This is a genomic window from Pseudophaeobacter leonis, from assembly GCF_002087335.1.
GTDB lineage: Bacteria > Pseudomonadota > Alphaproteobacteria > Rhodobacterales > Rhodobacteraceae > Pseudophaeobacter > Pseudophaeobacter leonis.
In genome coordinates, this window is sequence record NZ_MWVJ01000074.1 from 24406 (window position 1) to 47649 (window position 23244).

The 23244-nt window shown below is 59.2% G+C and carries 18 protein-coding genes and 2 pseudogenes; 8 read left to right on the forward strand and 12 right to left on the reverse strand.

The annotated features are described in order from the left end of the window. Positions 1-304 precede the first annotated feature (304 nt). Entirely contained in the window at positions 305-4162 is a 3858-nt protein-coding gene (locus tag B4968_RS15890) for a PEP/pyruvate-binding domain-containing protein (protein ID WP_241525802.1), read from the forward strand. 93 nt (positions 4163-4255) lie between these two features. On the opposite strand, the gene B4968_RS15895 is transcribed toward B4968_RS15890, so the two are convergent. From B4968_RS15895 to B4968_RS15910, 4 genes and pseudogenes are all read right to left on the reverse strand, one after another. Beyond that, on the reverse strand, positions 4256-5038 hold the full coding sequence (locus tag B4968_RS15895; RefSeq protein WP_083100517.1) for an arginine deiminase family protein: 783 nt from the start codon (positions 5036-5038) through the stop codon (positions 4256-4258). Positions 5039-5042: 4 nt separating this feature from the next. After that, a pseudogene (locus B4968_RS15900) lies at positions 5043-6649 on the reverse strand (5-guanidino-2-oxopentanoate decarboxylase). Then, positions 6646-7830 carry a pyridoxal phosphate-dependent aminotransferase gene (locus B4968_RS15905; RefSeq protein ID WP_083100438.1) on the reverse strand — a complete coding sequence of 395 codons (1185 nt, stop codon included), beginning with the start codon at positions 7828-7830 and terminating at the stop codon, positions 6646-6648. Before B4968_RS15905 ends, B4968_RS15900 begins: the two are co-directional and overlap by 4 nt. Before the next feature lie 237 nt (positions 7831-8067). After that, positions 8068-8750, reverse strand: a pseudogene (locus tag B4968_RS15910) (DnaA N-terminal domain-containing protein). 594 nt (positions 8751-9344) lie between these two features. Here B4968_RS15910 and B4968_RS15915 point away from each other — a divergent pair. Further along, positions 9345-10649, forward strand: a complete 1305-nt coding sequence (locus B4968_RS15915) for an AAA family ATPase (RefSeq protein ID WP_083100439.1) — start codon at positions 9345-9347, stop codon at positions 10647-10649. After that, positions 10646-11827, forward strand: coding sequence for a ParB/RepB/Spo0J family partition protein (locus B4968_RS15920; RefSeq protein ID WP_083100440.1), 1182 nt, complete (start codon positions 10646-10648; stop codon positions 11825-11827). Before B4968_RS15915 ends, B4968_RS15920 begins: the two co-directional genes overlap by 4 nt. Positions 11828-12006: 179 nt before the next feature. Here B4968_RS15920 and B4968_RS24640 read toward each other — a convergent pair whose 3' ends face one another. Together B4968_RS24640 and B4968_RS24645 are read right to left on the reverse strand one after the other, a co-directional pair. Beyond that, complete coding sequence (locus tag B4968_RS24640) at positions 12007-12324, reverse strand: OmpA family protein (protein ID WP_241525787.1); 318 nt, start codon at positions 12322-12324, stop codon at positions 12007-12009. A 133-nt stretch (positions 12325-12457) separates the two neighbouring features. Next, positions 12458-13048, reverse strand: coding sequence for a YceI family protein (locus B4968_RS24645; RefSeq protein ID WP_241525788.1), 591 nt, complete (start codon positions 13046-13048; stop codon positions 12458-12460). A gap of 191 nt (positions 13049-13239) precedes the next feature. Between B4968_RS24645 and B4968_RS15930 the strand changes: the two genes are divergently transcribed. Then, positions 13240-14748 carry a caspase family protein gene (locus B4968_RS15930; RefSeq protein WP_241525789.1) on the forward strand — a complete coding sequence of 503 codons (1509 nt, stop codon included), beginning with the start codon at positions 13240-13242 and terminating at the stop codon, positions 14746-14748. A gap of 163 nt (positions 14749-14911) precedes the next feature. On the opposite strand, the gene B4968_RS23555 is transcribed toward B4968_RS15930, so the two are convergent. The 6 genes from B4968_RS23555 to B4968_RS15960 form a co-directional block, all read right to left on the reverse strand. Continuing rightward, positions 14912-15826, reverse strand: coding sequence for a DUF4384 domain-containing protein (locus tag B4968_RS23555; RefSeq protein WP_161492600.1), 915 nt, complete (start codon positions 15824-15826; stop codon positions 14912-14914). 614 nt (positions 15827-16440) lie between these two features. Next, complete coding sequence (locus B4968_RS15940) at positions 16441-16860, reverse strand: ExbD/TolR family protein (RefSeq protein ID WP_083100443.1); 420 nt, start codon at positions 16858-16860, stop codon at positions 16441-16443. Then, positions 16857-17267 carry an ExbD/TolR family protein gene (locus B4968_RS15945; protein ID WP_083100444.1) on the reverse strand — a complete coding sequence of 137 codons (411 nt, stop codon included), beginning with the start codon at positions 17265-17267 and terminating at the stop codon, positions 16857-16859. Before B4968_RS15945 ends, B4968_RS15940 begins: the two co-directional genes overlap by 4 nt. A gap of 15 nt (positions 17268-17282) precedes the next feature. After that, positions 17283-17663 (reverse strand): MotA/TolQ/ExbB proton channel family protein, encoded by a 381-nt coding sequence (locus B4968_RS26230; RefSeq protein WP_420916538.1) that lies wholly within the window; start codon positions 17661-17663, stop codon positions 17283-17285. Between the two features lie 238 nt (positions 17664-17901). After that, positions 17902-18363 (reverse strand): hypothetical protein, encoded by a 462-nt coding sequence (locus B4968_RS15955; protein WP_083100445.1) that lies wholly within the window; start codon positions 18361-18363, stop codon positions 17902-17904. 95 nt (positions 18364-18458) lie between these two features. Further along, the gene (locus B4968_RS15960; protein WP_241525790.1) at positions 18459-19307 is read right to left on the reverse strand and encodes a hypothetical protein; all 849 of its coding nucleotides are present in this window, start codon (positions 19305-19307) and stop codon (positions 18459-18461) included. Between the two features lie 175 nt (positions 19308-19482). Here B4968_RS15960 and tssA point away from each other — a divergent pair, with 175 nt between their 5' ends. The 4 genes from tssA (at position 19483) to B4968_RS15980 (ending at position 23208) form a co-directional block, all read left to right on the forward strand. Continuing rightward, positions 19483-20541: a type VI secretion system protein TssA gene (gene tssA, locus B4968_RS15965; protein ID WP_083100446.1), complete on the forward strand. Its 1059-nt coding sequence runs from the start codon at positions 19483-19485 to the stop codon at positions 20539-20541. Between the two features lie 82 nt (positions 20542-20623). Beyond that, positions 20624-21142 carry a type VI secretion system contractile sheath small subunit gene (gene tssB, locus B4968_RS15970; RefSeq protein WP_083100447.1) on the forward strand — a complete coding sequence of 173 codons (519 nt, stop codon included), beginning with the start codon at positions 20624-20626 and terminating at the stop codon, positions 21140-21142. Positions 21143-21153: 11 nt separating this feature from the next. Then, entirely contained in the window at positions 21154-22650 is a 1497-nt protein-coding gene (gene tssC, locus B4968_RS15975) for a type VI secretion system contractile sheath large subunit (protein WP_083100448.1), read from the forward strand. A gap of 54 nt (positions 22651-22704) precedes the next feature. After that, positions 22705-23208, forward strand: a complete 504-nt coding sequence (locus B4968_RS15980; protein ID WP_083100449.1) for an Hcp family type VI secretion system effector — start codon at positions 22705-22707, stop codon at positions 23206-23208. The last annotated feature ends 36 nt before the right edge of the window (positions 23209-23244 follow it).

Sequence of the window (23244 nt, forward strand, 5' to 3'; positions counted from 1 at the left end):
CATTTCATAAAATTTAAATGAACTTATTGACCTCATTGTGCAATTAACTGTTCCGTAACACTTTACGCGTCTTTTCATAAAATCGTCACAACCCTAAAGAAAGCCATCCTCGGCAACAGGAACCTTCGTGAAAACACTCTGCCCAACACCTGCTTCACCTCTTCGCACCCGCTCGCGTCTCGCGGCTCTGTTCAGCACTGCCCTCCTAGTAGTTGTACCTCTGGAGGCAAAGGCAATCCCTTCGCCTGAGTTGGTCATTGGATCCGTGTCTTCTCTGTCGCAGGTTTTTGCCGTTGGGCTGGCAATGATGTCTGGAATGGGGGCCATTGTGGCCGCCAAATTGGGTCTCAAACCAAAAACCGGCGCAGCCAAAACGCGCTTTCCCGTCAAACTGATATCGGCTTTGGTTGTTTTTGCCGCCTTGCTTGCGGCTGGCAACTACTGGCAATTCAACTCTAACAAGCAAACAGAGCTTGCCCGTCTGCAGGCGACTTTGGTCCGTCCCGCACAATTTGCGGGCACCGAAATCAAGGATGCCACCCTCAAAGAGACCAGTTTTTCAAAGCAAGAAGATAACCCGCTCGCCATTTCCACAAACCAGGCCGCAGCCCTGCTCAAGGCCGGTGAGGCTGTCTTCTTTGATATTCGTGAAACGGGTGAAAACGCTATGGGGAGCCTCCCCGGAGCCGCGCATATCCGTTTCCCCGACTTTCTGCAGTCTCGCCCGCTTAAGCCCGGTCAGCGCGCCGTGGTCTTTTGCCACAACGGCAACCGCAGTTCCGAAACCTGTGCCGAGCTGGCCAAACTGGGGATCGACTGCAGCTTTATTGCCGGGGGCATTGAAAAATGGATCGTAGAGGGCCGCCCCTTCAGCGATGCTGAGGTTCAGTCGCTCACTGACCTGCGGGCCATTCCGGACTATGCCAACAAGAACACACTCCTCAGCACCAAAGACTTCACAACCCTGATGGAAACCGAGGATCTGCAGATCGTTGACACCCGCTACCCCGGCGACTTTGCTGCCGGTCATTTGCCCGGTGCCATCAATATTCCCATCCGGGCGCTGCCAACGGATGAATTGATGCGCCGCATCTCTGCCCTCGACGACAGGCCAACGGTCGCCGCCTGCTATGACCGGCGCAGCTGTTTCATGGGGCAGGTTCTGGGATTAGAGCTCAGCCAGCAGGGCATCGACTATCAGGGCCGCTACACGCTGCCATGGGAGTATTTCATAGCCCCCGCCCCCAAACCCCACGTGCAGCTCTGGCTGGCAGACCAACAGTCAACCTACTGGCAAAAAACGATTTCCATCGTTTCTTCCGCTTTGGTCTGGATGCATGAGCGCAGCCATCTGCTGTTTGGGCTGTTTGTCCTCTCCCTGCTGACCCGCATTCTGGTTCTGCCGGTTGCACTAAAATCAGAACGTGACCAGATCATCAGCAATGACAGTGCCGACGAACTCGCAGCCCTCAAGGCAAAGCTCGCAGATGATCCGGTGCGCAAGGCGCGGGCGATACAGGCCTTTTATGCTGACAAAGGTCTGACGCCAGTGCGTAATCTCAGCGCCCTGTTGTTTTTGCCCGTCATGATGATCGGCGTCTCATCCGCCGGTGAGGCCAGCAGCGCGCTCTCCATCCCGTTTCTCTGGGTCGCAGAGCTTGGCCGTCCCGATCCGCTTTTTGTGCTGCCGCTGCTGTTTTGTGGACTGGCCGCAATCTATCTGGTCTGGGCCGTCGCCAAGACACCGCGCCAGAGCAAACTCTGGTTGCTGCTCGGCGTGCCTGTGCTGTTTGCTATGGTTTTCAGCCTCAGTGCCGCCGCAAATGCCTATCTCTGCTTCAGCATCAGCCTGCTGTTGCTACAGCGGGCCTATGTGACGGGGATGCACCACGCGCTACTGCAACAGATCGCTTTGCGGCGTCATATACGCAACCTCGCCAAACTGCCTGCAGGGGTTATTCCCATGGGCTATACCGAAGAGCTGGCCAGCGCGGGCAACAAGGCCCTGCGCCTGTCAGTGCTGAAAAATGCAGGCCTGCCGGTGCCCGGTGGCGTGGTTCTGCGCAATGAGGCCATCGCCAGCTACAGGCAGATGAGCCCGGCGCAAAAGGAAAAATTTGCCGCACAGGTCTGGCAACTGGCTGGTGCAAAACCCTGTGCGGTGCGCAGCAGTGCCAGCAACGAAGATGGCGCCGATCAGAGCTTTGCCGGGGTTTTTGAATCCGAACTGGATGTCACCGCCAAAACCATGCGCGCCGCTTTGGACCGGGTGATTGCCAGCTTCTCGTCCGAGCGCGCTGCCAGTTATGATCTGGAAGCAAACGATGAAACCGCTGCCAACATCCTGATACAGCAAATGGTTCAGGCCGACTATGCCGGCGTGCTCTTTACCCAGGATCCCACAGCCCCCGGCATGACAATGGTCGAATGGGTGCGTGGCTGCGGCGAGGATCTGGTCTCGGGCCGGGTGACCCCTGTCTCGCTGCGCTTTGGCCGCAGCACCGGCCTGCCTGCCGACGAGGATCAGAACAAGATCCTCGATCTGGCGCCCCTGCTGGCTCTTGGCCGCGAGATCGAGGCAATCTTTGGCTGCCCACAGGATGTGGAGTGGGCCTATGCCGACGGCCAGTTCCAGATCGTGCAAAGCCGCGACATTACCACTTTGGCCATAGGCTCTGAGGCCGAACAGATCCGTCTGGCGGAATGGCGCGATGTGCTGCAACGGTTTGGCACTGCCGCCCCGGATCAGGTGATCCTCGAACAGGACGAAATGTCCGAAGTCCTGCCGCGACCCACGCCGCTGTCTTTCTCCCTGATGGCAACGCTTTGGGCCCCCGGTGGCAGCGTCGATCTGGCCTGCCGCGCTCTTGGGGTGCCCTATGGCCTGCCTGAAGGACGAGACGGCCATCTGGTCAACCTCTTCGGCAAGACCTATGTAGACGCTGCTCTGAAAGACGGAATGACGCTGAAACTGACCACCACCAAGGCCAAGCAGCTGCGCCGTCAGGCCCGGCCGCTTGTCTCCCGGTTCCACGGCGTGGTGATGCCAGACATCGCCGACAGGCTCGCGCTTTGGACCGCCGTCGACTACGCCGCCCTGCCGCCGCAAAAACTGGTTCAGACCATCCAGACGCTGCATGATTTCTTTGCCCGAGAGATCTATCTTGAGGCCGAAAAGATCAATATTCTTGCGGGTTTCACCATGGGTGAAGCCAGTGCCGCCACTGCCGGGGACGCCTCCCTGCGCGCCCATCTCATGCACGCTGAGCTGCCGCATGCCCCCTCTTCGCTGCTGGCCTCTTGCAGCGGCAAATCAGGACGGGACAGGGCGATCAGGCTGATGGGACATCGCGCCATGTTCGACTATGAGCTCAGCTCGCCACGCTATAGCGAGGCTCCCAGCCTGTTGTGGCCGCTGATGGAAAACCAAATTCAGCCATTTGGCGGACAAACCGCCCTTCCAGCCAACCTGCCACACGAGCTGAAAGACACTATTTCTCTGGCCCTGACCTTTCAGGATCTCAAGGAACAGGCCAAGCACGAGGCCCTGCGGGTCCTGGCAGAGCTGCGCCGTGCTCTGCTGGCTCTGGGCCAGCTGTCCGGGCTTGAGGATCTGATCTTCCAGCACTCGATGGAGGAGATACAGGACAGTGACTGGAGTGCCCCCAGGGCTCTGAAACGCAAGGCCGTCGCCAGAAAGGCGCAGGAGGATCTGCGCAAAGCCTCGGCACCAAGCCAGGTAAAGCTCACGCTGCACGATTGCGAATTGCTGTCGCTTGGGGCGCAGGCCCGGCTGGAAGATGGCGTCCTGGGCGGCACCTGCGTGTCTGGCAGTGGCACTGTCACTGGCCGCGCCTTCTGGGTCAGCGATGAGAGCGCTACGGGACCTGAGGTCTTTGCCGGCTTCCAGGATGGCGACATTATCGTCTGCAGCATGATCAACCCGGCCTGGCTGCCCTATGTGCAACGCTCAGGCGCGGTGCTGAGCGAAGTTGGCGGCTGGCTCAGCCATATGGCCATTGTTGCCCGCGAAAAACACATCCTGATGCTGGTTGCCTGCGAGGGGCTTGGCCAGATCGGGACCGGAGCGCAAATCACCGTTTCCGAGGATGGCAGCATCGTGCTGCCGGACACCGATGCCCAAGAGGCCATCTCTGCCTGAGACAGATGCGACCTGCTCGAGCCATAGCCCCGTGCAGGTCGCATCTCACTTACTTCTTTGCACACTAGCGCCCCGCCCCGTCAGGCGGTCGGATCAAAACCGCAGGGAGAGGCAGGACATACCGCCGTCAAGCTTGGCACAGTCGGTGTTGTCGATCTCAACCACGTCATAGCCTGCCTTGCTCAACATCTCGGCGGTGCGGGGAAAGCCCGCCGGGCAGAGCACCAGATTGTTAAACCGGATAGCGTTTGCTGCGGCCTCTTCGCCCTCGGCCACATCCAGAACCCGGTAGCCTTCAAAACAGCCCGAATCCGACAGCCGCCTTGTTGACAGGATGGTCTCTGCATCCATCAAAGAGCAGTCGGTCTTGAAATGCAAAACACCGGGCGGGGTAAAGACCTCGCGCAGGGAATGGCCCCAGTCCGCGGCGATCTCGGCCAATTGCGCCACGCCGGCGGCATCAGTGCGCGCAGAGCGCCCCACCAGGATTTCCCGGCCTGTCACCAGAATATCGCCGCCCTCGATATGACCCGGAGCGGTAATTTCACGCACATCGTCATAACAGGCGCGCAGTGTGGGGGCCATCTCAGCCACTTCTCCCATGCGCGACGGCGCACCTGGGCGCATCAACACCGCGCCCTGTGGCAGGCACAGCGCGGTGTCTTCGACAAAAACCGCATCGGCAAAATCGTCAAGCGGCTCCAGCTCAATCACCTCAGCGCCAGTGCTTTTCAGCGCCGCCACATAGGTTTCATGCGCCGCCAGCATCCCTGCCAAACTGGGATTGCCCATATCTTCGGCCCTGAGCCCCGCGATGATGCTAGCGGCTGGGCGACGGGTAATGGCACGGGAGAATTCAAAACTTGGGTTCTTCATCAGCTTAATCCTGAGCTGGCGCAAAGACAGGCGCGGTTATTTCAATAAAACTGGGGCCCTTGCCCTCTGTGGCTTTCAGCGCGGCTGCCACGGCTGCAGCTGTGTTTGCCACAGCCACATGTGGGATGCCAAAGGACAGAGCCGTGGCGGCAAAATCTGGCGGCGTCGGGTCACAGCCGATCACAGCAACGCCCACTGCCTCCATCGAGGTGGCAATTTCGCGAAAGCCCTGATTGTTCCAGATCACAAAAGTGATTGGCAGGTTTTCATCCACGGCGGTCATCACCTCTGGCAAAGAGAACTGCGCGCCGCCATCGCCGACAATACAAATCACCCGCGTCTTGGGGGCGGCAATCGCGGCGCCTATTGCTGCCGGAATAGCATAGCCAAGCGCGCCATATCCCGTGGCCGCATTAAACCAGCCGCCGGGGCGGTCGTGATCATAGTAAAGGTTGCCGGCATAGATCGGCTGGGTGCTATCGCCCACCATCAGTGACCCCGGTACAGCGTCCGCATTGCGTTAAGAATCGCAAGCTGCGCCCGGTAGTCCTCGCCCAGCTCTTGCTGAGCCGCATCCCGGGCTTCAGCGGCGCGCGCCGCGCCGCCACCCCCAGCAGTTTCGGCGGGCAGTGCGCGTATCAGCGCCTCAGCAAACGCGGCCGCCTCGGCCCTGATCGCCAATGCAGCCTCGTGCCGGGCCAATTGCTGCACGCACAGATCAACCCGGATCACCTGCTGCATCTGCGGCATCTGCCCGGTGGCATACATATCATAATCCGTGGGGCCAAATTCGGACCCCAAGGCAAGGATCACATCGGAGCCCGCGATCAGCTGCCGCACGGCGGCCAGGCTGGGGCTTGCAGGCACGCCAAGCGGATGCTGATGCAGCAACCCGCGGGCATTTGTGGTTTGCACCACCGGAGCATCCAGCCGTTCGGCCAGCGCCCGCAGCGCCTCCCCTGCCCGTTTGGCACCGCCCCCCACCAGAATCAAAGTCTGCTTTGCCTGCTGCAAGCGTTGCACGGCCTGCTGCAGCTGTGTCCCGTCGATGTCCTGCGCCTGTGTGGTCACAGGTGGCGTCAAAGCCGCCGCTGCACGACCTGCCACATCCAGAGGCACCTGAATATGCGCCGGGCCCGGTCTGCCCTGAGAAAAGGGCTCAAAAGCACGGTTTAGAGCCTGATCAAGGTCGCTGGGCTGCGCGACATGCTGCGAGGTGAGCGCCACGGTTTTTGCCAGGGCATGCTGATCTGGCAGCTCGTGCAGATGACCAAGGTGCTTGCCGATACTGGTGCTGTCGTTTGCGCCAGAAATTACCAGCATCGGCACAGAATCCGCTCGTGCCTGTGCCATCGGTGTCAGCGTATTGGTCAATCCCGGCCCGGTGATAACAAAGGCCACCCCCGGCTTGCCCGAAACCCGGGCATAGCCATCTGCCATAAAGCCGGCGCCCTGCTCGTGGCGCGGCGTCACATGCCGCAGACCAGACCCGGCAAGCCCGCGATAGAGCTCAACCGTGTGTACACCGGGGATACCAAAGACGCAGGTAACATCGCGGGCTTTCAGCCCGTCAACCAGGGCTTCTCCCACGGTTTTTGCTGCCTGTTTCATGCCACCGCCTCCGCCTTTGCGCGGGCATGAGAGCTGATCCGCTGCAAGGCTGTCTCAAAGGCCGCATCATCAATAGTCAGGGCAACACGCACCCAGGAGGTCAGGCTTTCACTAAAGGCAGAGCCGGGCATAACGGCAACACCGTGCTCCAGAAGATCCCAGGCATAGGCATCGCCCGTCATCCCGGTCGCCGCGACATTGAGCATGGCAAACCTCCCCGCCTCAGGGCGATGCACCTGCAGCGCGGTTTCCGCTTGTAGCCTGTCCGTCAGCAGCTGGGCCCGGCGACTGAATCGCTCACTCATACCAGCGGCGACAGAAGAGCCTTCGCGAATGGCATGTTCGGTAAGATCAGCGATAAAGGGCTGGTTGCCAAACAACATGGTCTCGGAATAGGGCAGCAGGGCGTCGCAAAAAGCCTTTGGGCCTGCGCACCAGCCGCTGCGAAAACCTGGTGAAGCGTGCGATTTTGAAATCGACGACACCGCAATGACCCGCTCGGCATAATCCGGCAGAGAAAGCGGCGAGACGAATTCGGCCCCCTCGAATACCAGATGCTCATAGACCTCATCAGAGAGGATCCAGAAATCGTGGATACGGGCCAACTCGCACAGCGCCAACAGATCGGCGCGGCTCAGAATGGCGCCGGTTGGATTGTGCGGGCTGGTCAGCAGCAGAGCGCGGGTCCGGGGGGTGATCCGCGCGGCGACATCTACCGCCTGCATCCGAAATCCATTTTCCGCACTCAGCGGCACAGGCACAAGTTCGGCGCCGCTCGCCGCCACCACGCCCTCATAGGTCGCATACATCGGATCCCCCACCAGCACTTCATCGCCCTGCTGGGCCACGCCCATCATGGCTGCAAACAAGGCGGTCTGGGTGCCGGGGAAACAGAGGAAATTGTCGGGGACAAAATCCCGGCCGCGGGTTTCGCTGTAGCGTTCGGCCAGCGCACGGCGCAAATTCATCTCTCCGCGCCCGTCTGAATACCCCGTACGCCCGGCCCGCATCGATCCGATGGCCTGCTCCAACAGCTCGGCCGGGACGGGCACGTCCGGTTCGCCAATGGTCATCTCAATGATATCAGCCCCGGCAGCAATACGATCGCGCGCCGCGAGGTGCAGATCCCATTTTGCACCGCCAAAAGAGGCCAGACGTGCCGTTACATCGGTGGTTCTCATACTCTATCCGCCCTTTTTGCCCCATTTTCCCAGAACTGCCTGAGGCAGCTTGACCCAGGCCAACCTTTGCTGAGGCTCTGTGAAACGCAGTAATTATACAACTGCATAATTACTACATGGAGGCCCGTCCGCAAGAGGGAATCTGACAGGCAAGGCCGCGATGAACAGGGTGGATTTAAGCAACGCCTTGAGACGCCCGTCAGAGGAGCCAGTTGGCGCCCTCAAAAAAGGCCCCGTCTAGCTGATGACAGCAATGTCCGACATCAGCTCATCAACATCCCTGCAGGCGGCAAGCAGGCGCGGCTTTAGATGGGACAGGACATAGTTTGCATGGAAGCGGCTTGGCGCTGTCAGGGTCAGGCGGCCCCCTGCCCGCTCAGACCGGGTCAGGGCCGCAATCCATGCAGTATAAATCGCGGGGTCTTCTTGGTGCAGCACTGCCTGACGAGGCTCCACTCATTGCCATCGCTTTTATCTGGGGCTGCCGCTATCTGGCCAGTGCGCAGGGGCACGACATTTGTCGGGGGAGCGTCACTAACGGCCATGCGGTGCTCAAAATCAGGTCCAACCGCCGCCCAGCTGCTGCGGGTGTCTTGGTAGATGCGATCCAGATCGAGGCCGTATTCGCTGACACGCCCACGCACGCCCTGCTTTTTGATGACCAGCCAGCCCATGGCCCGCAGTTTAGCCATTTCGCGTTTAACTGTGCGCTCATCAACATGCCAGAGCCGGGCAATTTCACGCTGCCCCACCGCAAGCTCGTTGCGCGACCAGTTATATCTGGCTGTCACCAGGGTCATGATCCGCAGGCACAGTTTTTGCGCCGCCTTTGGCTGCGACAGTGCATGCGCCCCAAGGGCTGTGAGGATATCGTATTTCAATGCCGATGCATTGCGCCCGGCGGGTTGTTTGACCTGCATCAGTGTTCCCGTCTCTCCAAGCCTATGCTGGTCTCATGCCTGATCCCGGCCTATAGCATTGAAGGTCTCTGCCTCGTATTCCCGAGTTGATCCCGGATTGCGTTGGATCTCATTTGGCTGAACCCAACGCTATTTACTCAATGTACACAATTTGCGTCCTAGAGCGCGATTCTGTCAAGAGGCCTGTGGATTTCTGTTCTGACCCAATCCCTTTTTCAAAAGAAAAATCGGTATCAATGGTATAGGGGGACATCCATGGGCGTCCCCTAGTTGCACGAAAATGTCCCCCTATTGCCTGGAGGAGTCTTTTCACTGTCCCCCTATATCTGCTGCCTCCTACAGTCGGCAACACGATGAGGGGGCATATGGGCAGGCCCGAATCACAGCCCAAGGCCGAATCGCTGAGGCACCGCCAAGCCGCTGTTTTTAGTGCGTTCTAAAGACTGTGTCCCCGCGGGGACAGGACGCTCTTCAATTGAATAATAGGTTTTGCGTTTTTAGCAAGTGCGGCTTAAATGACTACTACAGTCTAATTAGCGTCCTGCCAAAAAGGACGAGCCGTATAAACGAGTCACAAGAGAGCAAGGAGCAGTCATGTTCACCCACGAAGACCTGGCGAAACTGCAGGCCCAATCCCTGAAGATGCAGAGCTGGATCCGGCAGCAGACCTTTTCCCCTGAGATGGAGAAGACCCTGCGCCGGTTCTCCAGCTGGGAAGTTGCTGAGCTGATCTTTAAGGTCAATCAATCCACCCTGCGCGGACGCCTGGCGGCGGATCCGTCCTTGCCGCAGGGGCTGGTTGAAGAAGACGGGCGCCAGCGCTGGTATTCTCTGGAAGAGATCAACGAGCTGCGGCGGCGCATCAAAATCAATCGCAAAACCCTGATGCCGCCGCGCCCCGAGGGCAAGCGGGCTCTGCGGGTGGCGATCTCCAATTTCAAAGGTGGCGCGGGCAAGTCGACCGTTGCGCTGCATTTTGCCCATGCGGCAGCGCTTGATGGCTACCGGGTGCTTTGTGTGGACTTTGACCCACAGGCGACGCTGTCCCACTCCATGGGGTTAAGCGACATCACCGAAGACTACACAGTCTGGGGCATCATGGCGCGGGATCTGGTGCGCGAGACCGAGCGGATGAATGCCTCGGCACGCGGCGCCGAGTCAGGCGCCGCCCTGCCCGAACGCCATCTGCCTGACGCGATTACCGGCATGGGGCTGCAGGACCTGCGCATCAATGATTTTATCAAGCCCACAAGCTGGCCGACGATGGACCTGGTGCCAAGCTGTGCCAACGCCGCCTTTGTGGAATTCGCCAGCGCCCAGTATCGCCACCTCAATCCCGAGTGGTCCTTCTTTGCGGCCGTGTCACGCTATCTCGACCAGGTCTCATCGGACGACTACGATCTGATCATTTTTGACTGCCCGCCGGCCATTGGCTATCAGTCGATGAATGCGGTCTTTGCGGCTGACATGCTCTATATCCCCTCCGGGCCGGGCTACTGGGAGTACGACTCCACCACCTCCTTTATTGGTCAGCTCTCTGAGGCGCTGGAAGATTTGTCCGCCTTTAACGGCGTTGTCCCCGCGGGGACATTCACCCTGCCCAAGGCGTTTTTAGACGTACGGTTCTTGCTCACCCGGTATGAGAGCGGCAATGATCTGCACCGAGCGATGCGCGATGCCTTCATGAAGGCCTTTGAGGGACGCATGGCGGATCGCTCGATCGAGATGACACGCGCGGTCGAGCAATCGGGACGCTTTCTCAGCTCGATCTATGAGATAGATTATCGCGATATGACCCGCGAGACCTGGCGACGGGCCAGAGCCTCATTTGATCAGGCCTATGAGGAGTTCAAGGGCTACGCGGTTGAGGCCTGGGATCAGATGGAGGATAGACCATGAGCAAGCGGCGCGTCTTTGACATCAACTTCCCGGCGGATCCACCGGCCTCCCCTGCCCCATCGCAGCCTGCTGCCCCTGCCCCGGATGCCAGCAAAGCTGGAGACACCCAAGCTGAGGCCAGCAAGCCAGAGGCGGCAAGTGTCGCCGAGGCCCGGCGCGGCCCGATGGCGACGGCGATCTCTGAGAACGCCGAGGCACTAAAAGCGCGGGCGGCGGCAGAGCAAAACATCCGGGCTGAGAACGACCGGCTGGCGCATGAATTTGTCCGGCTCAAAAAGCTGGGACTGGTGGTGGACCGGATCCCTCTGGATCAGATCTCAACCAGTAAGCTGGTGCGCGACCGGGCGATTTCGCGCGACCCAGAGCTGGAAGAGCTGAAATCTTCGATCCGCAGTATTGGCCTGTCAAACCCCATCCGGGTCGAAGAGGCTGCCGATGGAGCCTATCAATTGGTTCAGGGCTTTCGGCGGCTGTCAGCCTACCGCGCCCTGTTTGAAGAGACCGGCGAGAGCGATTTTGCCACCATCCCGGCCGGCCTGATTGCCAGGGGCGAAACCCTGCAGGGGCTGTACCGCCGGATGGTGGACGAAAACCTGGTGCGGCGTGACATCTCCTTTGCTGAAATGGCGCAACTCGCGCTGTCCTATGCACAAGACCCCGAGACCGGGTGTGATCTGGTAGAAGAGGCCGTGGGCCATCTCTATGCCTCAGCGGGTCGGCAAAAGCGCAGCTACATTCGCCATTTTGCTGAGCTGCTGGACATGATTGGAGGCGAGTTGCGGTTTGCCGAAGCCATTCCACGGGCGCTTGGTCTCGATCTGAAAAAGAAACTGGCAGAGGATGACAGCCTGGCTGCGGCTCTTGCGCAGGCCTTGCAACGGGAGGCGGCGCAAACGGCTGAGGCTGAGCTGGCAATCCTGCGCGGGTTTCTTTCAGGCAGTACTGGCGCAGGTGCGGGTGTCTTGTCAGGCGCGGTGGGTGAAACCCAGGCAAAGGCTGGTGTTGCCAAAACCACCCTGCGCTGTGCTGTCCCCTCGGGGACAGTGCGCTGTCAGGCGCGCGATGGCCGGGTTGAGCTGGCGATGGACCGGGATTTTTCGGTGATTGATCGCTACCGCCTTGAAACGGCGATCACCGCGTTCTTTGCTGCTTTGGAGCAAACGGATCCCTCGGAATGAGAGGCTGCACTGAGTTGCGAGGCTGATACCTTAGGGTCCGGGTTCGGCACGTATTTGGCGCGATGTCGCAAAAGAGAGCGAACTTGATCCCACAACAAAAAGAGGCTGTCCCCGCGGGGACAGCCTCTTTTTGTTGTGGGCGATTTTTCCAGTGGGCGCCTCTAATTGCGCCCTTTGGTTCAGTTTTGAACTTTGAAGTCAATGCGCCGGTTCTTGGCGCGGTTCTGCGCATTGGTGTTTGGCACCAATGGGTCGGCCTCACCATATCCAATGGGCTTTAGGCGATCGGCATCGATACCTTTTGCCGAAAGATATTTCACCACAGCATTGGCGCGACGTTGGCTGAGACGGCTATTGGCGGCGGCACTGCCAACATCATCTGTGTGGCCGCCGACCTCAATGACCATGTCCGGGCAGCGGCTGATGATGTCCAACAGGTTGTCCAGAAAACTGATGGACCCCCGATCCGGTTGCGCATTGCCGTCGCCAAACGTCACACTGCGGCTGCGGGACAGAATGTCGAACCGCCCAAGACAGGCCTCGCGGCTGAAGTCACCACTGGTCTCAAGCGCGGCTTTTGCGCCAGTCGTTGCAGTCGCGCCGGGCTGCGGAGTGCCGGGGGCGCGGCGATCAAAAGTGAGGTTCAGGTTGACGATCCCAAGCGGGGTAATGGTGACGCTTGCGGCCTCTTGCAGGTTTTTCGCGCCCCTCCATCAGGTTGAAATCCTTGAGCTGCAAAATGACGGGATTGAGGGTCGAGATATTGATCCGGTCGTTGCTCAAAAGCGTCACGGCCACCTCGGCCACCAGCTCAACATCCACGCCATGCAGGTTCAGGGTCACCGGCAAGGCAATCACCTTGCGGCGCAGGCTTGGCAGATCCTGTAGCGGCACCGGGTCAATAACGGCTGTCACGGTGGCTTCGGGATGGGCGAAGGTCTCAAAAAACAAAAAGCGCATACGCACGTTGCGCAGGTCGATTTTGGTATCAACAGAGTCCAGTGCCACAACAAGCTGTGCGACGCCGCTCTGGGTGATTTGTCCGCTGATGGCGGCAAACTGGCTGGTCTCTGCCACCGTGTCTTTTTTTACGGACAAAAAGGTGATGGCCGACGCGGCAGGGTCCAGCTGCCAGCCGTGTTCAAACGGGTCTGCCGCAAACAGGGGACGCGCAAAAAGAAACATTAGGACTAGGAGGGGCTGAAGAAATTGACGTACCATGATAAATCACTCATTCTAGGAATTAAATTGGATGCCCAGTAAATGGGGTGCCCAGTGAGGGCCTGAACCGGGTAGCATCATTTGATTAACGGAAATCCTGGATGATATTGCAAGGGTTGCCTGCACTGGCAGGGAAAATCCTCAATAAGTTGAGGTGTCCCCACGGGGACAAATATTTGGAGAATGCTGTCGTGAATGGTTTTTGGGCAAAATACCTGTTTCAGATTTTTGCCATTTCATGCCTCTTTGCAGGCGGGCTGCGGGCTGCCGAGGAAGACGGGCCAGCTCGTTTGGCCCTGGTCATTGGGAACTCGTCCTACGGCACGGTCGCGGCCCTTGATAATCCGGTCCATGATGCAAAATTGATAGCCAAGACACTGGAAAATCTAGGATTTTCCGTCTCACTGGCGGTTGATCTTGGCCAGGTTGAGATGAAGCGGGCCCTTGCGCAGTTTGGCCGTGAACTGCGGGCCTCGGGCAGTGATACCACCGGGTTGTTCTACTACGCAGGCCACGGGGTGCAAAGTTTTGGCAACAACTATTTGCTGCCGGGGGACGTCGCGCTGTCTGATGCGGCGGATCTTGATCTCATGGCAGTAGAAGCCCAAACGGTTTTGCGCCAGATGGCCTCGGCACGCAATCGCACCAATCTGGTGATTCTTGATGCCTGCCGAAACAACCCTTTTGAAAATATCGCTGATCTGGACGAAAGCGGCCTTGCCGAAATGAAGGCTCCAACGGGAACCTTCCTTGCCTATGCAACAGCGCCGGGCAGCGTGGCGCTGGACGGGGAGGGGGGCAACAGCCCCTTTACACAGGCCGTGGCAGAGCAGATTGTGGTGCCGGGCCTGCCAATTGAACAGGCCTTCAAAGAGGTGCGGCGGGCTGTACTGGACCAGAGCCAGGGGCTGCAAACGCCCTGGGATACCTCCTCATTGGTGAGTGATTTTGTGTTTGCGGCGGCCCCGGAAGCCCCTGTTCTTAGCTCCGCCGAGGCGGAAGAGCTGCAGTTGTGGCGTTCGGTCAGCGCATCGCGAGACCCGGTTCAGCTGATGCTGTTTTTGCGGGGGTTCGCTGATGGGGTTTATGCGACTGAGGCGCGCAGCTTACTGGCCGAAGTTATGGCAGAAGAGCTCTCTACCGGGGTTGTGGCAAAACCGCAGGCTCCGGCGGGGCCGGACGAGGCCGAAACAGCCCTGTTCAAAGCGGCGCAGCAGGACGGTGCTTTGGCGGCCTATGAGGCCTACCTGCAGAGCTACCCCGCAGGGACCTATGCAGAAATTGCCCATACAGAGATTGCGGCCCTGAAGGCAGGAGAGGGCAAGGATCCGGTTGGCAGGGAAGAAGAGGTGGTGCCTCCGGTTCAAGCTGCGCAAGCCGAGCCTGCACCTGCGCACCCTGAGGCGGGGCCATTGACCTATGCGAGCCCTCTGGTGTCTGAGCTGGAACAGATCAATGGGTTGAGCCTGGCGGAGATTATTGATCAGTCGCCGATTTTCCCGCCGATTGAAGGATTGCCAGAGAGCTATTGGAAATCGCAGTCCTGTAGCTCTTGCCACCAGTGGAACCGGGAACGTCTGTGCGAACAGGCGAATACCTATCTGAGCCTCAATATGCAGCGATCCCTGAACAAACAGCATCCCTTTGGCGGCGTGTTGAAACGAAACCTGAAATCCTGGGCTGCCGGAGGCTGCCAGTGAGTTTGCGCCCGTAAGCGGGGCCGCGCCTTTTCTGAAAAAACCATTGGTCCTTACCCTCCCGCAATTTCGGCAGAGGGGAGCGCTCCCGGCCCAAGATTGGACAATCACAGATTGCCCTGCCTTCGTTGGGCCGGGCACCCCGCCAAAGGCGGGCTGCAGATATTCACTCGGCCTGTGTTTCGATCAGGAAATACACCCACTCCCCTTTGAAATCAGTATCTTGAGCCTTGGCCCTGGCAATTTGCTCCCGCAAGAAATCGAGATAGGCAGGAGCGGCCTCGATCAAGGGGCGGTGCCCTGCATAGAGAGGCGATGAGGCTGCAAAGGCGACGGCAATTTCCTGACCATAAGGCGGGCCAACGGTGATTTGTAGGCCAGGGTCCCCCGCAGATTTGGTGCCGATGCGCAGAGCGCTTTTGGGTGGCGACAGCTGTAGCGCAACTGTGGCATTGGGGCTAAGGTGGATAACATCGCCCGCGGCATCAAAATAGTCGACATAGAGGTAGGCGGGGTAGTCCGGTGCTGTCAGGTCGAAGAACAGTTTTTCTCCACCGCTATAGGACAGTACCCGGGCCTGAGCATCCGCGCCGAGCAGTAAAGGGTTGGTGATCTGGTCGGTGCTTTGTGGCAGGCCGACTGTGGAGATCCCCGAGAGGGCGCCACACTGAGGCCGGGGCAAGAGGCGCATCTGGTCAGACACAGCGATGTCGCGGCCCATCTGAGCCTGCAACGCCGCCAGCACCGGCGCGCGCAGGCCGTTGTCTGGCAAGTGCCCGCGCAGCTCCAGCACCGCGGTTTCCGGGTCAAAAGAGAGTTGCAACCGGGCACAGGGCACAGCACTTAACAGGCCTGCGAGCCCATCGCGCACCTCTGCGGCCTGTCCCGCAAGATCGCCGGGCCTGGTGAAGCTCTGGAACGCGGCGAGCGACACTGGATCGACCTCATTGGTGTCGCCGCCCTGAAAGGCCAGCGCGGCGGTGATGCTGCTGGCCTGCGGGCTGCTATGTGCCAAAGCCTGCGATTGGGACGGCGCCTCTGCCATAGGCTGGGCGACCGCATCTGCTGCAGCAAAAACCACGGGGGTAGGATCAGGTGAAACCGGTGCTGTTGCGCTGGAACTTGGTGCACTTGAAACAGCACTACTGAGATCCGGCGCAACCGGTTTTGTGGCGTTGGGGCTTGGTGTTGCCACAGCTGCACTGGTCACATTTGGGGCGACTGGTCTCGCTGCTCGCAGCTCTGGCAGTGCGCTGAGCAGGTTTTGCGGGGAGGGCGCGCGTGCGGGAACAGGCTGGGCTGCGGGTCGCGGGCTGAGCGCGGCACTCTGGGGCGGCGGGGCTGCGGCCAATTGTGCGGCTGAAACTCTTGCAGGATTGAGGGTTTCAGCTACGGCAGGCTTTGTCACCGCCACTGTCTGCGGCACGGCTCCGGCGCTGAGGCTGTCGCTTGTTGCTGCAACCTGCTTGCCGGGCTCAGCCGCGGCTGTCTGTTCCTGGGCCTGGCTGCGGGTGACTTTGTGGGAGGACAGCGTGAGGGCGCTTTGGGGGCTGGGCTGTTGGGGCAGCGGGTCAGGGGTGAGGAAGGGCAACAGCCCGGCCAGGACTGCAAGATGTGCGCAGAGTGACCCGGCAAGGCCCAGGGCCCAAATTGAAGGCCCTGAAACGAATGGCCCCGAAACGAATGACCTGCGCGTCATGGCTGCCCTCGCACAGAGCGTTCAGGGGTGACAACAAGCACCACATCCAGAAAGCCAAGGGCCTCTGCCTGGCTGACCTGAGGCAAAACATGGCGCAGATCAGCATCCCGGTGGGCATTTATCCGCAAGCGCATCTCGGGCTTTTGCGCCAATTGGCTTGCCAGTGCGGCAGGCAGATCAGTCTTGGTGATCTCAGTGCCATCCAGAGCCAGATCGCCGTCCTGAGAGATTGCCAATGTGATGCCGCCTGCGGGCATGTCCCTGCCGGTTTGCGCCTGAGGTGGGGCGACGTCAAAGGGCGCGGTTGCATCCATGCGTCCGATCAACATGAAAAACACCAGCAGGAAAAAAACCACATCTATCAGTGCGATAATGGTTTCCGACTGAGGATTTCGGGGCCTGCGTTTTAGCTTCATTGCCGGGCCTCCAGTCGCAAAACACGCATGTTTTGAACGCCGGCTGTGGCGGCCAGATCCATCAGCGAAATCAGCGCCTGCGTCGGAGCTGATCCGGAGGGCAGAATGACCATCTGCGCCGTCGGATCTTCTTCCAGCGCCTTTTGAAGTATCTGAGCCAAGGCCGGCGGCGACAGGGCCTCGCCACGCAGGCTGGGGGTGCCATCTGCCTGAAGACGGATCATCAGCCGAACCTCTGGTGTCTTACTGGCGGCTGCGGCACCCTCGGCTGGGCGCAGGGCCGGGATCATATCGAGGTTCAGATAGGTCGACGTCACCATGAAAAACACCAGCAAGATCAGCATCACGTCGATCATTGGCACCAGAGAAATCAGGGCAGAGGGGCGCTTGCGGCGGCTCAGGATCATGCTGAGCTCCGCGCTCTACCGGGCATGATCCGCCAGCATCAGCCGCCCGACTGCGCTTTCGATCATCATGGCCGCAGCGTCGATGCGGGCGGCAAACAGCCCGGCAGCGATGGCGGCCGGGATTGCTACTACCAGCCCAGCAGCCGTGGTCAAAAGCGCCTGCCAGATGCCCCCTGCCAGCACCGAAGCATTTGCAGCTCCCTGGGCCAGTTCCAACTCCTGAAAGGACTGAATCATGCCCGTCACGGTTCCAAGCAGGCCTAACAGTGGTGAGACCATAGCGATCAGCTCTAACAGCCGGATGAGGCTGTTCATGCGCTGAACTTCTTCGTTGCCCCGGCGTTCCAACTCGGAGGTCAACACAGGGCCTTGCAGCCCGTCCTGCAGCGAAGACATGGCAAAGATCAAAATCCGGTCCGCCGGAGATTTCTTTTGCGACTGCGCTCTGTGCCTTGTCGCTGTCGCCTTTTTGCCAAAGGTCAATCGCCTGGCTACGCTGCTCCTTGCCAGAGGTCACCGGCCAGAGCTGGGCCAGCTTCACCCCGATGACGGTGAGCGAAAGCAGCGAGATCAGCGCCAGAAGGACGATCACCGGGCCGCCGGTTGCGAGGTTTTCCAAGAGACCAGCCATACCCTATTTCACCAACTTTGCAGTGCTGCGGGAGGCCAGATTGAGGATCGCAAAGCAGTCCATTTCTGCCTCGTTCTGCGGCTGACAAGAGGTGACATCATGCAGCAGGATCTCGGAAATATTGCCGCAGGTGATCTCTGGAATTTCGAATAATTTCAATGTGGTGCGCTGGACGGGCAGGGGGGAGGCGTCAACCGAGAGCAGCCTGTCGATTATGCCTTCGCCGTCCAGGATGGCCAAAGACATCTCAAAGCCGGCAAAGCTCTTGCCAGTCTGGTTGCGAAACAAAAAGAAGGCGCGGCAACCGCCGCCTTCGATCTCTTCCACCTTGTTCAGCTCGACCAGCAGCGGGCCAGTCTCAGTTTGATTGCTCTGGTTGGCCTGACTGATCTGGGGGGGCATAATCAGGAGCATTGCCGCAAGGCCGGGGCGGATCAGGCGGGAAATACGGGATGTCAAACGCATCGTGGTCTCCGGGGTTGGGAACAATTATCTGGTCAATCAGAGGGTCGTTTATCAGGGTGTTTCTCGGGGCCAGTTTGGCGCGCAAAGGCAGGGCTTCAAACCAAAGAGGTCAGGGCTTTTTCAATCTTGTCCATGGCGGCGCGGGCGCTTTCCAGATCCCGTTGTTTCAATAATTTGGCGGCTTTGTGAATGGCGCGGGTGAGGCGGTCACGGGCCGGGCCGGGGGCGCGTGCCACATCAGATTGCAGCGCTTGGGCGCGTTTGACCTGCGCCCCTAACGAGCGCTGATCGGCCTCGCGCTGGCCGCGTTTCAGGGTGCGCTCTTCGTCTTCGCGGTCTTTGCCGAGGGCGGCGATGGCCCGTTCGGTGACCATGATCAGCGTCTCGGCCTCTTGCAGCCGACCTGCATTTATCAGGCTGACGGATTTGACCAGGGCGCGCTTCAGCTTCAGCTCAAGAGGGCCGGGTGCCAGGGCGATGCGGGGCTGAATACGCTTTAGCCGGCGTTTCAGCGGCAGCACCGCCTTTGGGTCAATTCCGGATGCTGAGATATCGCTGCTATCGGCGGTCCTTGAGGCCGCGTCTTCGGCGGCTTCCGGCTTTAGACTGTCGAGAAGATTGCCGCCGTCATCATAGAACAGAATGTTCACCTTGGGGCGATTTGCCTTTAGAAACCGCTTGAGTTGCAACAGCATTTTTGTCGGGGCCTGTTCGCAGATCATCTGCATCTCATCGCCCTTTACCGTATAGGTTCCCCAGGTGATGGGAGGCTTGCCGCCCGCCTTTTTCAAGGGCGCGCGCAGGGTCTCTGGCTTGGCGCCCGGTTGTATCATCATCAAGGCATCTTTGAGCGGATCCAGGCAGAAGGCAAAGCTCATGCGCCGCTTGGCACCCTCCCGCACCATGGCCTTTACATCGTCGCCGGTCACGCGTTCTGCACACATGTTGTCACTCACAAAAAGGTGTAAAAACAATTGACTTTAAGATGGCGATAAGGCTCACTCTACGTCAAGTTATTGTTTACAAAGTGGCGCGACAGGGCCCGCTGTATAACCTGCACAGGTAGGATTGCGGCATTCCCGGTACGCGCTAAGCCTGTTATTTGGGGGGCTCTACTGCATGGATCTGGCTGTCTTTTTACAGTCCAAAGGAGAGGGCTCGCCCAGTGGCGATGACCTCGAGTATGACCCGGCCTTTACCGAGATGCGGCTTGCGGCTCAGCCCGGCGAAGAAAGCGTTGTGGGTGATGAGCGCATTGAGGCCACCGACCCGGATTACAATACTGTAGAGGAAAAAGCGCTTGAGGTGCTGGAGCGCAGCCATGATCTGCGGGCGGCTGTTTTTCTGACGGATGCTGTCTTGCAGCGCGAAGGCCTTGCGGGATTTGCTGAGGTCACGAGCTATATCCGGGGCTGTCTTGAGCAGTTCTGGGAGAGCTGCCATCCCGAACTGGATGAGGATGATGGTGACCCGACCATGCGCATCAATGCGGTGCAGGATCTGTGCGGCCAGCCGGATGGCATGGGGGGGCCTTCGCCGGTCTATCGCTCGCTCCTGCGCAGCCCTTTGAGGGACAGCCGTGGCTTTGGCCGTTTTTCGCTGCGTGATATTGATATCGCCGAGGGGCTTATGGCGGCGCCCGAGCGCATGGATACCGTCCCGGACAGCGACACCATTGGCGCGGCCTTTCAGGATAGTGACAGCGACGGGGTTGCCGCACGTCTGGCGGCTGCCGAGCTTGCGACCGAGAATGTCCGGGCAATTTCGGCGGTGTTTGACGCGCAGACGCCGGGGCAGGGGCCCGAGCTGGATCCGCTGATCAAACTGTTGCGTCAAATGAGCAAGCGGTTGCGGGACTATGGCAACCTGGGCGAGGCGTCAGCTGAGCCCGCTGAGGACCCTGCTGCCGCGATGGAGGCAGAGGCCGAGAGTGCAGCGCCTGCGGGCGCCCGCCGCGCTGCGGCTCCGGGCGCGATCAATTCGCTTGCCGATGTGACCAATACCCTGGATCGCATCATCGCCTATTATCAACGCGAAGAACCCTCCAGTCCGTTGCCGCTTTTGCTGGAGCGGGCCAAGCGTCTGGTGGGGGCTGACTTTCTCACCATCGTCAATGACATGGCGCCCCGTGGTCTGGAAAATGTGCAGCTGATCGGCGGCCTGGAGGACGACGACTAGGGGCAGGGATCTTGACCTGTGACTGTCTGCCCTGTGGGCGGATTTTCAAGGCAGGTTGAAATACGATTTTAAGGAGAGCTAGATGGCTGGAAGTTCACAAAAGTTCATTGCCCGCAATCGGGCACCGCGGGTTCAGATCGAGTATGATGTGGAGCTATATGGCGCTGAGAAGAAGGTTCAGCTTCCCTTTGTTATGGGGGTTCTGGCGGATCTGACCGGCAAATCCGAGGTTGAGCAGCCTGCCGTTGCGGACCGGAAGTTTCTTGAAATCGATGTCGACAATTTTGACAGCCGGATGAAATCCATGGCGCCGCGCGCCGCCTTTACCGTGCCCAACACGCTGACAGGCGAGGGCAATATGGCGGTGGAGATTACCTTTGAGAGCATGGATGATTTCAAACCTGCTGCCATCGCGGCCAAGGTTGAACCGCTGCGCGCCCCGCTGGATGCCCGCAGCCAGCTCAGCAATCTGATGACCTATATGGACGGCAAGACCGGGGCCGAGGATCTGATCTCGAAGATCATGCAGGATCCCAGCCTGCTCAAGACCCTTGCGGCCCAGCCCAAACCCGGCGGCGACGCCGGTGGTGATACGGAATAAGGAGGTACACGATGGCAGACCAAGAACTCCAAACCGAAGCCGCCCCGGCAGAAGCCGCCTTTGGTTCCACTGAATTTGCAAGCTTGCTGCAAAAGGAATTCCGGCCCAAATCGGATCAGGCCAAGACGGCCGTCGAAAGCGCGGTTAAAACCCTGGCGGAACAGGCGCTGGCCAATACCGGGCTTATTTCGGATGACGCGCTGCGGTCGATCGAAAGCATCGTGGCCGAGATCGACAAAAAGCTGACCGAGCAGGTCAACCTGATCCTGCACAATGAAGAATTCCAGCAGCTCGAAAGCGCCTGGCGCGGTCTGCACTATCTGGTCAACAATACCGAAACCGACGAGATGCTGAAGATCCGGGTGATCCCGATCACCAAAAAGGAACTCGGCAAGACCTTGAAGAAATTCAAAGGCACCGCCTGGGACCAGTCCCCGATCTTCAAAAAGCTCTATACTGAAGAATTCAGCCAGCTGGGCGGGGAGCCCTATGGCTCGCTGGTGGCCGACTTCCATTTCGATCATTCGCCGCCGGATATTGAACTGCTGGGCGAGATGTCAAAGATCGCCGCGGCGGCACATGCGCCGCTGATCACCGGCGCCAAGCCCTCGCTGTTTCAGATGGACAGCTGGTCGGAGCTGTCAAATCCACGCGATCTGACCAAGATCTTTCAGACCCCGGAATATGCCGCCTGGCGCAGCCTGCGTGAAAGCGAAGATTCCAAATACGTCGGCCTTGCCATGCCACGGTTCCTGGGCCGTATGCCCTATGGCTCCAAGACGGATCCGGGGGATGAGTTTGCCTTTGAAGAGGACACTTCGGGCGCCGATAGCGAGAAATATGCCTGGATCAATGCGGCCTATGGCATGGCGACCAATATCACCCGGTCGTTTAAATCCTATGGCTGGTGCTCGCGTATTCGCGGCGTCGAAAGCGGCGGCACCCTGGAAGAGCTGCCGTCGCATACCTTCCCGACCACGGATGGCGGCGTGGATCAGAAATGCCCCACCGAGATTGCCATCGACGACCGGCGCGAGGCGGAGCTTGCCAAGAACGGCATGATGCCGCTGCTGCACCGCAAGAACACTGATGTGGCAACCTTCATGGGGGCGCAGTCCCTGCACAAGCCCACAGAATACGACGACCCGGATGCAACCGCCAATGCCAATCTTGGCGCGCGTTTGCCTTACCTTTTTGCCACCTGCCGCTTTGCGCATTATCTGAAATGCATGGTGCGCGACAAGGTTGGGTCATTCAAAAGCCGTCATGATATGGAGTCCTGGCTGCAAAACTGGATCAACAATTATGTTGATTTTAATGCCGATATTTCATCGGAAAACGAAAAGGCGCGCAAACCTCTGGCGGCTGCCGAAGTGGTAGTCGAAGAGGTCGAGGGCAACCCGGGTTATTACAGCTCAAAATTCTTCCTGCGCCCGCACTATCAGCTTGAAGGCCTGTCGGTCTCTCTCAGATTGGTGTCGAAACTGCCCTCGGAAAAAGGAGGCTGACGAACCACTCTGGCCTCAATTTTTGTAAATCAGTTACGTTTGAAAGGATAGCAAATGGCTGCAAATATGTTTGTGGAGATTTCGGACATCGCCGGTGATGCCACGGAAGATAAGCACAAGAACTGGATTGTGATTCAGTCTGCCAACTGGAATGTGGAACGTGCCGTTGAAATGACCGATCTCGGATCATCGCAACGGATGCATGCGAATTCCAACTTCGGCAAGATCGAGTTGACCTCGCAGATGGGCAAAGCATCCAACAACCTTGCCAAATCGGTGGCAAACGGCACGGTTCGTCCTGAAATCATCATGCACTGGTGCCGCTCTGGCGATGCCCAGGCCGAGGGTCTGCTGGCCTATTCCGAATGGAAGCTCAAGGATGTGGTGATCGACAGCTATTCGATCTCTGCCAGTGAAGATGGCATTCCGGAAGAGACCTGGTCGCTGGCCTATGTGGCGATTGAGCATACCTACAAATCGACCAACCAGAAGTCTGGTAAACTGGAAAATCCGGTTGTGTTCCAATGGAACGTTCAAACCGGCAAATTCGAGTATTGATTTGCACTTCCCCGGGCGTGTTGCACGCCCGGGGTT

Bases quoted from the DNA above. Each gene is read 5' to 3' on its own strand.
- B4968_RS15890 (WP_241525802.1), top strand. From the start codon at position 305: ATGATGTCTGGAATGGGGGCCATTGTGGCCGCCAAATTGGGTCTCAAA.
- B4968_RS15895 (WP_083100517.1), bottom strand. From the start codon at position 5,038: ATGAAGAACCCAAGTTTTGAATTCTCCCGTGCCATTACCCGTCGCCCA.
- B4968_RS15905 (WP_083100438.1), bottom strand. From the start codon at position 7,830: ATGAGAACCACCGATGTAACGGCACGTCTGGCCTCTTTTGGCGGTGCA.
- B4968_RS15915 (WP_083100439.1), top strand. From the start codon at position 9,345: ATGTTCACCCACGAAGACCTGGCGAAACTGCAGGCCCAATCCCTGAAG.
- B4968_RS15920 (WP_083100440.1), top strand. From the start codon at position 10,646: ATGAGCAAGCGGCGCGTCTTTGACATCAACTTCCCGGCGGATCCACCG.
- B4968_RS24645 (WP_241525788.1), bottom strand. From the start codon at position 13,048: ATGGTACGTCAATTTCTTCAGCCCCTCCTAGTCCTAATGTTTCTTTTT.
- B4968_RS15940 (WP_083100443.1), bottom strand. From the start codon at position 16,860: ATGAAGCTAAAACGCAGGCCCCGAAATCCTCAGTCGGAAACCATTATC.
- B4968_RS15945 (WP_083100444.1), bottom strand. From the start codon at position 17,267: ATGATCCTGAGCCGCCGCAAGCGCCCCTCTGCCCTGATTTCTCTGGTG.
- B4968_RS26230 (WP_420916538.1), bottom strand. From the start codon at position 17,663: ATGTCTTCGCTGCAGGACGGGCTGCAAGGCCCTGTGTTGACCTCCGAG.
- B4968_RS15955 (WP_083100445.1), bottom strand. From the start codon at position 18,363: ATGCGTTTGACATCCCGTATTTCCCGCCTGATCCGCCCCGGCCTTGCG.
- B4968_RS15960 (WP_241525790.1), bottom strand. From the start codon at position 19,307: ATGTGTGCAGAACGCGTGACCGGCGACGATGTAAAGGCCATGGTGCGG.
- tssA (WP_083100446.1), top strand. From the start codon at position 19,483: ATGGATCTGGCTGTCTTTTTACAGTCCAAAGGAGAGGGCTCGCCCAGT.
- tssB (WP_083100447.1), top strand. From the start codon at position 20,624: ATGGCTGGAAGTTCACAAAAGTTCATTGCCCGCAATCGGGCACCGCGG.
- tssC (WP_083100448.1), top strand. From the start codon at position 21,154: ATGGCAGACCAAGAACTCCAAACCGAAGCCGCCCCGGCAGAAGCCGCC.
- B4968_RS15980 (WP_083100449.1), top strand. From the start codon at position 22,705: ATGGCTGCAAATATGTTTGTGGAGATTTCGGACATCGCCGGTGATGCC.